Genomic DNA, 11,042 nt, shown 5'->3' on the forward strand with positions numbered 1-11,042 from the left:
AATTTCGTAGCGTTGAATTTTATGGCTTGGAATTTTAAAGCATAGAATTTTATGCGCGGCTCGGCAGTAGATACTCCGCGCCGATTGGGGCGTGAAATTCTTCGGCATAAAATTTCGCGGCTTAGAATTTTGAAATTTTAAATTACGAGCTGAATTCTGGCGGTAAATTTTGTGCTGAGGAGCTTTGCGCCGTGAAATTTTAGCCGCAAATTTTGAAATTTTACAAAGCTGAATTTTGCTCGGCAGACTTCCGCGGCGAGAAATTTTACCGCAGAGCCTGTGGCGGCAAAAATTGGCGCGCCCGCGCCCGTCCGAAAGCTAAATTAAGACGCGAGCGCTTGCGATAAGAGCGCAAATTTTAAGAAGCGAAATTCTGTGCCGCTAAAAGGCGCAAAATTTCACTAAATTTACTCGCCAAATTCCTTTTGCAGCTTGTAAACCTTATCGTAATCGACCTCCTCGATGATGCGCGGACGCGAGGCGTTGAAATCCGCGTTTATCACCGAGCGAGCGGGATCGTACTCGGGCAGCTCGGTCATCTCTAAAATTTCTGCGATCGCGTGGATGAGATCGTCGTTTAAAAACGGCCTGTCTTTGGCTGCCGCGATGCGCGCCCAAAGATCAGCGTTTTGCTCTTTGAACTTATCCGACGCCATGAAAATCAGCGGGATTTCGAGCGTGAAGCGGTTGATGCCGCCGTGGATCAGCTTGCCGCGGTATTGATAAAGGCTCTGGGCGTGGTCGCTGAAATAGACTATCAGCGTGTTGTCGCTCGCAAAAATTTTATAAATTTCGCTTACTATAAAATCGTTGTAAGCCACGGTGTTTAGGTAGTGCGCGAGCTCTTTTTTCTGCCCCTCATCAAGCGGCTCGCGCGAGATGTCCGCGGCGCTAAATTTAGCAAAGCTTTTCGGATAGCGAAACTCGTAGCTCGGGTGCGAGCCCATCAGATGAAGGATGAAAAATTTATCCTTTTTCTGCGCGCCGCCCGCCTCTGCGGCGGAGCTTTCGTCCTTGTGCGCAAGAGGCGATCTTTTCGCGCCCGATTTGAAATTTTTTATACTCGGAAGCATAACTTCGTCGAGCGAGTAGGCGTATTTGTAAACCGGGATTTGATTCGTAAAGTCCGAGTGATCCGTCATCTGCGCGCTCGCGCCGCTTGCGACCGCCCACTGTCCGTAGCGCTCCTGGTTGCTGATCCAAAAGGTCTCGTAGTTTGCCAGCCGCGCGAGATTTACGATGTCGAGGTTGGCGCTCCACGGGCGCTGCTTTTCGCTCTCGTAATTTCCGAAATTTAGCACGTATTTTAACACGTCGTTGGTCTTAGCTCCAGGCGAGACGACATCGCTAAAAGCGATTAAATTTCCGCTTTGCTCAAGCGCTTGCAGATTCGGCGTGGTGGGCAGATAGTAGCCGTATAGGCTCATAAAATTTCGCTGCAGGCTCTCTCCGATAATAAAAACGACGTTTGAGATGCGGTTTGGCGTGGTTTTATGCGAGTGTGAGGCGTAAATGCTTTGGTATCCCGCTTGCAGCTCGCGCACACTTTTAAAATCGGCGCCGAAATAATCCTTTGTAACGAAAGCAAAGTTATAAATCGGAATTTTATTTAGCGCGATTATGACGCTGGCGCGCATTTTCGAGCTTTTGGCTACGTAGCTTTTAAACGCCGCATGCGCGATAAAAACAAGCAAGCTAAGCAGAAAGACTATCTTTATCGCGCGACATAGCTTCATTCGCGCTCGCTGGCTCACTCTAAGCCTAAGAGCGGTGATGACGAAAATTAAAAGCGCCAAAAAAGCCGCGATAAGCTTGAAATTTAAAAACGCATGCGCGAACTCGAAGGCCTCCTTGGGCGTCGTTTGCACTAGCGCGTCCAGCGTGCCGTGCGAGTAGGTAAGCTCCAGGCTAAAGATCAAAAAAATCTGAGCGATCGCGAAGGCTACGTTTAGCGCCAGAAGTGCAAAGGCGAGAATTTTATATAGCCTGGCGCTGTAAAAGCTAAGCGCGTAAAGCGCGAAAAAAAGTATTGTCACGCCGCAGATCGCAGACGCCACGAAAAACAGCGCCTGCGCAGAGAGCAGCTCGCCGCCACGCGCGATAAGAAGCAACCCGAGCGCTAAATTTAATACTAAAACTAGCGTGTATGCGTTTAGCACCGCGCCGCCGAATACCGATAGGAGGCTAAATCTGTCTTTTAAAAATGCGCCGATATTTTTTGCTAGGCTCATGAAATTCCTTGCGTATTAAAATACAAATATGAAAAATGCGATGCCGATTAGAATTCTATAAATTCCAAACGGGATGAAATCAAACTTCGAGACGAAGCTTAGAAATAGCTTGATCGCCGCAAGCGCCACTACGAACGCTACTGCGCCGCCTATGAGAAAGGTCGTGATATTGTCGGAGTTTTGCGCGAAGGTGTCTAAATTTTTATAGGTGTCGTAGAAAGTCGCCGCAAACATCGTAGGGATCGCGAGTAGGAAGCTAAAGCGCGCGGCCAGGTTTCTGCTTAGCCCGCACAAAAGCCCTGCGATGATGGTAGCGCCGCTGCGCGAAGTGCCCGGCACCATCGCAAAACATTGCGAAAGCCCGATGATGAAGGCCTGAACGTATGAAATTTGATCCAGATGCTCTAGTTCATTCTCCCTAGGGTGCGCTTTGCGAAAGAGCTCGACCGCGATAAAAATAATGCCCCAGCCGATCAGCGCGTAGGCGACGGTCTGCGGCGCGAATAGAGATTTGATGCTTTTATAGAGCAAAAATCCGATCGCAGCGGTGGGGATGAAGCCCACGACGAGCTTACACCAGAGCTTAAAATCGACCAAAAGCCGCTTGTAAAACATCGCGACGACCGCTAGGATAGAGCCTAGCTGGATAACGACCTCGAAGCATTTAAGCGTGTCGGTCTGCTGCAGACCCATCAGTTTCGCAGCTAAGATCATATGCCCGGTCGAGCTTACGGGCAGAAACTCCGTGAGCCCCTCGACGATGCCTAAAATCACGGCGTCAAATATATTCATCCATTTTTTCCTTTAAATTTGCTAAATTTTGCGTGATCGAAGCGGGTTTGTAGATCGCCTCTACCATCGCGATATAATCAGGCTTGAGAGCTAAAATTTCATCCAGATTTTCTAAGCTTATGCCGCCGATTACGGCGATTGGGAGGTTTAAAGATTTTCGCGCCTCTTGCACAAGCGCATCGGGGCAAAGCGGCGCATCAGGCTTTGTCTTGCCGCGCCTTAGCGAGCCGAAGGCTACATAGCTAGCGCCCTGCGCCTCGGCCTTTTGCGCGCGAGCAAGATCAGCATAGCAGCTAACGCCGATGATCTTATCCGCGCCTAAAAACTCACGCACCTGCGCCGTCTCGCCGTCGTCCTTTCCGATATGCACGCCATGCGCGCCAAGCTTTTTAGCAAGCGCTGCATCGTCGTTGATAATGAGTTTGGCGCCGTAATCCTCGCAAAGACCGATGAGAGAGCGGATTAAAGCTTCATCCTGCGCGGCGAGCTTGCTGCGATACTGCACGAGCTTTACGCCGCAGCGCAAAATTTCATCTATCTGCGAAAAAATAGTTTGCGGCGGCGTTAAGGCATCGTCGCTAAGCGCGTAAATTTCACTCATCTATCTTTTTAGGCATCGGCACGCCGTTTAGGATGCAGTTAGTGACATCCCAAAATTTTGCGCTATACATTCCGCGCTTAGCCTCTTTGGCCTCCTCAGCGGCTTTTAAAAGAAGTTCGCTATCGTCGGTTGTCGGCACGGCAAATCCCGCCGCCACTAGGTCCAATCGCAGATTGCTTTTAGGATCGCTTGCGTCGCAGACATAGGCGTCATTGCCGCGATCGATTAAATTTACGTAGTAGCGCTTGCCGGGTTTTATCACAGACTCGAGAGCTTTTTTATATTCTTTGTCGAATTTTTTAAGCTCCTTAGCGTCCGTTATGCACCTTGAAGCGCCCGCGGCGATTATGTTTAAATTTTTTAAGTCGCAGGGGAAGAAGCGATCTTTTTGAGCCTTTCTGAAGGTAAAAACGAAGCTTCTGCCGTCATTGCCAAGACCTGCAAACGCAGCGATGCCGTATCTGTCTTTTTGCTCCGCAAAGCTCTGCGTGCAGAGCAAAATCGCAAGTGCTGGAAATATCTTTTTCATAGGATTCCTCTTAGGCGGCGCAAATTCCTATTGCAGAATTTGCGCCTAAATTTTGCGGATTATTTTAAATTATACTTTTCCAAAAGCTTTTCGTAGCTTCCGTCCTTTTTCATCTCCTCAAGCGCTGCGTTAAATTTAGCGAGCAGCTCGGGATACTTGCCCTTATCGAATGCGATCGAAAAGCCTTCGCTACCATCGGATTCTTTAAAAAACGCTACAAGATCGTCATTTTTCTTAAGATACTCGTAGCCCACGGACGAATCCACGCAAAGCGCGTCGATCTTTTTGTTTTTAAGCGACATGACGGCTACAAAAACGTTCTCCGTAGCGCTAACCTCGGCGCCTTTGATATCTCTGATCGCAAGCTCCTGAATGGTGCCTAGCTGCGCAGCAAGGCGCTTACCCTGCAGATCCGCCTTAGAATTTAACGAGCTATCGTCCTTACGCTTGACATATAAATTTTCGACCTTGTAGTAAGGAGCCGTGAAATCGATAGCCTTTTTACGAGCCGGCGTCGCGCTCATTCCCGAGGCGATCATATCGATTTTGCCGCTTTTAATCGCAGGGATCAGCCCGTCAAAGCTCATATTTAAAATTTCATATTTTACGCCCGTGCGCTTGGCAAGCTCGGCTACCAGATCCATATCAAAGCCGGTGACTTTGGAGTTTTCATCCACGAACTCAAACGGCGGATACTCGGCGTTCGTGCCTACGATGAGCGTATCTTTGGTGATGTCCTTAGCGACCAGCGAGCCGCAAAGCAAAGCGCCCGCAACTAGAAATCTCATAAATTTTTTCATTTCCCTCTCCTTTAGTGGTTTAAAATTTTATTTAAAAATTCTTTCAATCTCGGATTTTGCGGATTTTCAAATACGTTTTTAGGCGTATCGTCCACAGCGATCTTGCCGCCCTCCATAAAAAAGATCCTATTCGCGACATTGCGTGCAAAGCCCATCTCGTGCGTTACCACAAGCATCGTAATGCCCTCTTTGGCGACCTCTTTCATTATACCTAACACCTCGCCGATCATCTCGGGATCTAACGCCGAGGTAGGCTCGTCGAATAAAATCACATCCGGATTTACTGCCAAACTTCTAGCGATTGCGATGCGTTGCTTTTGCCCACCGCTAAGCTTGTGCGGATAAGTATAGGCCTTATCACTAAGACCGACCTTTTGCAGCAGCTCCTCTGCTTTTGCGTAGGCTTGTTCTTTGGTATAGATCCCCGCTTTTATGGGCGCTAGAGTTAAATTTTCTAGTACGTTTTTATTTGCAAAGAGGTTGAAATGCTGAAACACCATACTAACTTTGCGGCGAATTTTATTAATATCAGTATGCTTATCGGTAATATCCTCGCCGTCTATTTTAATAGTGCCGCCGCTTGGAATTTCAAGCAGATTTAAGCAGCGCAAAAAGGTTGATTTACCACCGCCGCTTGGACCGATGATAGCTACGATATCGCCTTTATTTATGGTCTTTGAAATTCCTTTTAGCACCGATAAATTGCCGTAGGATTTGGTTAAATTTGATATTTCAATCATTGCGGTTTAACCTACTTTCTAGCATTTTTACTAAAAACGAGAAAAATTTCACGCTTGCATAGTAAAGTACTGCGGCAAAAAGTATCGGCTGGACGGTATAAAGCGCAGCCTGCATGCTTTTTGAAAAAAACGTAAGATCAGTAATTGCTACGAGGCCCACGACCGAGGTCTCTTTAAATAGGCTAATAAACTCATTCGCAAGCGCAGGCAGGATGTTTTTTATCGCCTGCGGAAAGACGATCTCTTTCATCGCTGTGCCGTAGCCTAGACCCATCGCGCGCGCCGCTTCCATCTGGCCGCGATCGACGCTGTTTATGCCGCCGCGCACGATCTCCGCGACGTAGGCGGAGCTATTAAGCCCCAGCGCAAAGATCGCAGCTGCAATATTATTGCTCCACGTAGCAAAGATAATAAACACAAACACCATCAGCTGGATAACGATTGGAGTTCCGCGGATGATATCCACGTATTCGTCGATAATGAAGCTTAAAAATTTATTGTTTAGAAATTTTAAAAATGCCAGCATAAATCCTAATGCGATACCGATCACAATGCCGCCGGAGGTCAAAATAAGAGTGATGCCGTAGCTTTTGGCGTATGAAATTTTTTGCGCTTCGCTCAGTTCGGGATAGGTGAAATAAAGCCCCACGGCGATTACAGTCAAAACAAATACGACCTTTAAAATTTTCTCGTTCAACCAAGGCGCCTTTTTCTTAAAATTTAAATGGCAAGAATACTAAAATTTCGTTAAAATCTGGCTAAATTTCAAAAGCGAAATTTTATTTGAAGTAGGGTAAAATTAGCCTTTTTAAAAGGATGACAGGATGAGTTTTTGGACCTATTGCGCAATCGCGATATATTTCGGCGCGCTTATTTTTATAGGTAGGTATTATTATGACAAGAATGCGAGCTTAAGCGAGTATCTGCTCGATAACCGCCGCCTGGGCCCATTCGTAACGGCACTTAGCGCGGGCGCTAGCGATATGAGCGGCTGGATGCTTTTGGGAGTGCCGGGCGCGATGTTTGCGACGGGGATTTGCAATATCTGGATAGCTCTAGGACTTTGCGTGGGCGCGTGGTGCAACTATAAATTCCTTGCCAAAAGGCTTAGAATTTACACCGAGGTAGCAAGCGACAGCGTCACGATCCCAGATTTTTTAGAAAACCGCTTTAAAGACCGCACCAAGACGCTTCGCATCATCTCGGGGCTTTTGATCATAATATTTTTTACGCTCTATGTTAGCAGCGGCATCATCGCAGGAGGCAAGACCTTTGAGAGCTTTTTCGGGCTAAATTTCACCTACGGCGCGGTCGCTACGATCTTAATCGTCGTGTTTTATACCTTTTTCGGCGGATTTAAGGCCGTCGCGATCACCGACGCATTTCAGGGCGCATTGATGTTTGCGGTGCTTATTTTGATCCCTCTGTTTTCTTATCGCGCGCTGCAGATCCCTGCGGACAGCTCCTTTTTTGCGCAGGTGCGGCTATACGGCGCGAGCCACCTCGATCTGTTTTACAATCAAAGCTTCTTGGGCGTTTTGGGCCTGCTTGCTTGGGGGCTAGGATACTTCGGGCAGCCGCACATCATCGTGCGCTTTATGGCGATTAGAAGCTCGCGCGAGCTTGATAGCGCGCGCCGCATCGGAATTTCATGGATGGTGCTAGGTCTAGTAGGCGCGATGCTTAGCGGTCTGATCGGCTTTGTGTATTTTTCGCAAAAAGGCCTTAGCATAGACGATCCGGAAAAAATTTTCCTAGAGCTCGGTAAAATTTTCTTTCATCCATTTATCCTAGGCGTCATAATCTCTGCGGTGCTGGCGGCGATTATGAGCACCATCTCAAGCCAGCTTTTGGTAAGCGCGAGCGCGGTTACGAAGGATTTTATCTTCGCGTTTTATAAAAAAGAGGTGAGCGAGCGCACGCAGACGCTAAGCAGCCGTATCGCCGTCGTGATCATCGCCGCGCTCGCCGCGATCTTGGCGTTCGGCTCAAACGATACGGTGCTAAACGTCGTCGGAAACGCTTGGGCGGGATTTGGCGCGAGCTTTGGTGCGGTGCTGCTTTTCAGCCTGTATTCTAAAAAGATGAGCGCGCTCTCGGCTTTAGTAGGCATGCTCGTAGGCGGTATCACGGTCATTTGCTGGATTTTATCGGGGCTTTCGGCGGTCGTTTACGAGCTGCTGCCGGGCTTTTGCTTTTCGGCGCTTGCGATACTGCTCGTAAATCGCTACAACTCCGTGCTCGATAAGATGGCGGATGAGCCTAATGCCGCGCAAATTTCGCAGGAATTCGAAAAGATGAAAGAGCAGAGTTTGGGAAGTAAAAATGGCTAACGTAAAGTGCCCGCACTGCGGCTCGCAGATTGATATAGACGAGGCACTGCAGCGCGATATCAAAGCTAAATTTGAAAATGAAATTTTGCAGCAGAAGCGAAAATGGCAGCAGCAGCAAAACGAAGCCGCGCTTAAATTTGAAGCCGAGATCGCCGCTAAGCGCGAGGAGTACGCGAAGCATCTGGCGCAGCTGCAAGCGAAGGAAAACGCCTTCGAGCAGCGCGTAAAAGCGGCGACTGATTCCGCGCTAAACAGCGAGCGGGAGAAAATTTTAGCTCTTGCGAAATCTCAGATCGAGAGCGAAAACGCGGCGAAATTTGAAATTTTACAAAAGGAGCTGCAAGAAAAATCGCAAAGAATTTCCGAGCTAAATTTAATAAAGGCGGAAATGGAGGCGCAAAAGCGTAAATTTAGCGAGCTTGAAGCCGAGAATAAAGCCAAATCCGAGATCGAGCTAACCAACCGCGTAAACCAAGAGCGCGAGCGGCTTTCGAAGCAAATTTCGCAGGAAAACGAGCTGAAATTCCGCCAAAAAGATGAGCAGATCCAAAGCCTAATCGGCCAAATAAACGAGCTCAAGCGCCGCTCTGAGGTGGGCTCACAGCAGCTTCAGGGCGAGGTGCAGGAGCTCGCGCTGCAGGAGTATCTGCGGCTAAACTTTCCTTTGGACGAGATAGATGAGGTCAAAAAGGGCGCGCGTGGCGCAGACTGCGTGCAGATGGTGCATACGAGGGAGTTTGCGGGCTGCGGTAAAATTTTATACGAGAGCAAGCGCACGAAAAGCTTCGAGCCTAAATGGATCGACAAACTCAAAGACGATATGATAGGCGAGGGCGCACAAATCGGCGTTATCGTCACCGAGCAGATGCCGCCTCACAGCCCTAGGCTGCACCAAGCACCGAGCGATGCTAGCATCTGGATCTGTTCGTTTGAGGAATTTAAGGGGCTTTGCGCCGTTTTGCGCGAACACGTCGTGGCGCTTGCGTTTGCCAAAAGATCGGGGCAAAATCAAGATAGCAAAACGGCGATGCTCTACGACTATCTGACCTCGCCCGAGTTTGCAAACCAGATAAAGACGATCGTATCGGCATTCGTCGGTATGCAAGAAAGCCTAAATAAGGAGCGCAACGCGATGGAGCGCATCTGGAAACAGCGTGAAAAGCAGATCGCGCGTGCGCGAGACGGCGCGATCGCGATGCACGCAAGCATCAGAAGCATCGCAGGAAGCGGCGTAGCGCAGCTGGAGGACGTCGATGAAATTTTAAGCCTCGAAGCGATTGCGGCAGAGGGCGAAGCGGAGGATTAGGCTAGCATCGGCTCAGATAGGCTCGGCTCTGCGCGGCGCGAAGCTAGAATTTGCATAGTAGCATAACGCCGGGCTTCGAGACGGCGTGAGATTAAAATTTTGCAAAATAATGCGGTAGCTATCTATGATAGAGTGGCACTAAAATTTTGTGAAATATCAAGTAACAGTTTTGGCGCTAGAAATTTTGTCTATAAATTTTACCCCAATAGTGGCACTGCTTACGTGGCGACGGAATTTTGTTTTGAAATTTCATCTCAGCAAATACGCTTGCGGTGGCGTAAAAATCGTTTGCTAAATTTTTATTTCGATAAAACTTAGTTACTGCCGCGATAAGGATGCTATTTGCGTAAAATTTATTGACTAGATATGCCCGAAGCCATAAAATTCGTTTAAAAATTTATGACGAGCGTTTTCGAAAAGGTTCGCATCAAAGCTCTCGCAAGGTTTCTTGCTAAAATTTGTCGCAAAGACTTTACACAAAAATCCTGAGCAAAGCATTATGCTAGATTTACATTAAATTCGCAGTAAATCTGCGCCTCAAATTTACATTAAAATTAGTGGAGAAAGTTTTTGCTAAAGCTCGCGCTAAAATTCGTGGCAGAATTTTAAAATTTCGCTTTACCGCGCTATGAAAATTTTAAAATTTCAATTCGTAAATTTCATAAAAATTTATGAAATTTTTTAAATTTCTGCGTCGAAATTTTAGAATTTTTAATATTTTTTAAAATAAATTTAAATTTTTTAAACACCCTTGCCGCAGTCATTTGCATACTAAAATTTTATCGCGCAAAAGCGCTTGTTACCAATCGTTAACCCCCCCCCTCCTATCATTCCACAGTTGTTTTGCATACGGTGGTTTGCATGCATAAGGCTCGTTTTGTACGCCGTAGCCGCAGGTGCAGTTGCGCCGCGCGTAGTGTGCACCTTAGCATCTCTTAGCGCTTTGCTGCGCCATAGTATTTCGGCGCATCCTTCCGCGCGAGTTACGAAAATACTCTACAAAACGGGCGAGAGAGGCTGTGCGAGCTGTCTGAGGTAGACGGCTCGCTTGATTTGCATAATTTATAAAGAGGTAAAATATGCGTATCTTAGGTAACATTATTTGGTTTTTTATGGCTGGTTGGATCTTGGCTATCTTGACCTATTTGTCGGGTTTTATACTTACCATTTTAGTCGTGACCGCTCCCGTGGGGCTAGGTCTTATGGAATACGGCAAATTCCTGTTTTTGCCCTTCAGTTACTATATGGTGCGTAAAAAGAAAGGATCGATAACCGACGCGGTGCATATGACATACCAGACTTACGCGAATATCGTAAAGGTCATTTACATCATAGTTTTTGGTATTTGGCTTTTTATCGGCGGAATTTTTACGGTTATAGGTCAGTTTATCACTATCATAGGAATTCCGTGCGCTATCGTGCTTGCTAAATCTTTACATACAATCTTTAATCCCGTGGATAAGATCTGCATCCGTCGCAATAAGGAACCGGACGTAGAATTACCATGGAAAAATTTATATGGGTAAGCGTTTTATAGCAAGGCACCGAAGCTTAGTCGCGATTTGGGCGGATCTAGGCGCCATAAAATTACACGGTTAGAATTTTAACGCCGTTTTAAGATTATTTTTGTAAAATCACGTTTTATTTTACCACGCGGCGGGCTCATAGCTCAGTTGGTTAGAGCATCCGGCTCATAACCGGATGGTCCTA

Annotated in this window: 10 protein-coding genes; 3 read left to right on the forward strand and 7 right to left on the reverse strand. The window is 47.4% G+C overall.

The window, feature by feature from the left end; translation table 11 throughout:
- Nucleotides 1-407 precede the first annotated feature (407 nt).
- Genes Q0257_RS11565 through Q0257_RS11595 form a run of 7 tightly spaced genes read right to left on the reverse strand, consistent with a single transcriptional unit; the run spans nucleotide 408 to nucleotide 6,348 of the window.
- Nucleotides 408-2,231 carry a phosphoethanolamine transferase gene (locus tag Q0257_RS11565; RefSeq protein ID WP_298024959.1) on the reverse strand — a complete coding sequence of 608 codons (1,824 nt, stop codon included), beginning with the start codon at nucleotides 2,229-2,231 and terminating at the stop codon, nucleotides 408-410.
- Between the two features lie 15 nt (nucleotides 2,232-2,246).
- Nucleotides 2,247-3,023, reverse strand: a complete 777-nt coding sequence (locus Q0257_RS11570) for an undecaprenyl-diphosphate phosphatase (RefSeq protein WP_298024961.1) — start codon at nucleotides 3,021-3,023, stop codon at nucleotides 2,247-2,249.
- Nucleotides 3,010-3,624, reverse strand: coding sequence for a thiamine phosphate synthase (gene thiE, locus Q0257_RS11575; protein WP_298024963.1), 615 nt, complete (start codon nucleotides 3,622-3,624; stop codon nucleotides 3,010-3,012). Before thiE ends, Q0257_RS11570 begins: the two co-directional genes overlap by 14 nt.
- A complete protein-coding gene (locus Q0257_RS11580; protein WP_298024965.1) occupies nucleotides 3,617-4,153 on the reverse strand; it encodes a hypothetical protein in 537 nt (178 codons plus the stop codon). The genes thiE and Q0257_RS11580 overlap by 8 nt, the downstream gene beginning before the upstream one ends.
- Before the next feature lie 59 nt (nucleotides 4,154-4,212).
- A complete protein-coding gene (locus Q0257_RS11585) occupies nucleotides 4,213-4,953 on the reverse strand; it encodes a basic amino acid ABC transporter substrate-binding protein (protein ID WP_298024967.1) in 741 nt (246 codons plus the stop codon).
- An 11-nt stretch (nucleotides 4,954-4,964) separates the two neighbouring features.
- On the reverse strand, nucleotides 4,965-5,693 hold the full coding sequence (locus tag Q0257_RS11590) for an amino acid ABC transporter ATP-binding protein (RefSeq protein ID WP_297916355.1): 729 nt from the start codon (nucleotides 5,691-5,693) through the stop codon (nucleotides 4,965-4,967).
- On the reverse strand, nucleotides 5,686-6,348 hold the full coding sequence (locus tag Q0257_RS11595) for an amino acid ABC transporter permease (RefSeq protein WP_297995910.1): 663 nt from the start codon (nucleotides 6,346-6,348) through the stop codon (nucleotides 5,686-5,688). The genes Q0257_RS11590 and Q0257_RS11595 overlap by 8 nt, the downstream gene beginning before the upstream one ends.
- Before the next feature lie 169 nt (nucleotides 6,349-6,517).
- Here Q0257_RS11595 and putP point away from each other — a divergent pair, with 169 nt between their 5' ends.
- The 3 genes from putP to Q0257_RS11610 all read left to right on the forward strand — a co-directional run bounded on the left by putP (nucleotide 6,518) and on the right by Q0257_RS11610 (nucleotide 10,858).
- On the forward strand, nucleotides 6,518-8,026 hold the full coding sequence (gene putP, locus Q0257_RS11600) for a sodium/proline symporter PutP (RefSeq protein ID WP_298024969.1): 1,509 nt from the start codon (nucleotides 6,518-6,520) through the stop codon (nucleotides 8,024-8,026).
- Nucleotides 8,019-9,332, forward strand: a complete 1,314-nt coding sequence (locus Q0257_RS11605) for a DUF2130 domain-containing protein (RefSeq protein WP_298024971.1) — start codon at nucleotides 8,019-8,021, stop codon at nucleotides 9,330-9,332. Before putP ends, Q0257_RS11605 begins: the two co-directional genes overlap by 8 nt.
- Before the next feature lie 1,079 nt (nucleotides 9,333-10,411).
- Nucleotides 10,412-10,858 carry a YccF domain-containing protein gene (locus tag Q0257_RS11610; RefSeq protein ID WP_298024973.1) on the forward strand — a complete coding sequence of 149 codons (447 nt, stop codon included), beginning with the start codon at nucleotides 10,412-10,414 and terminating at the stop codon, nucleotides 10,856-10,858.
- Nucleotides 10,859-11,042 lie beyond the last annotated feature (184 nt).

The sequence above is a fragment of the uncultured Campylobacter sp. genome (assembly GCF_938018035.1).
Lineage (GTDB): Bacteria > Campylobacterota > Campylobacteria > Campylobacterales > Campylobacteraceae > Campylobacter_B.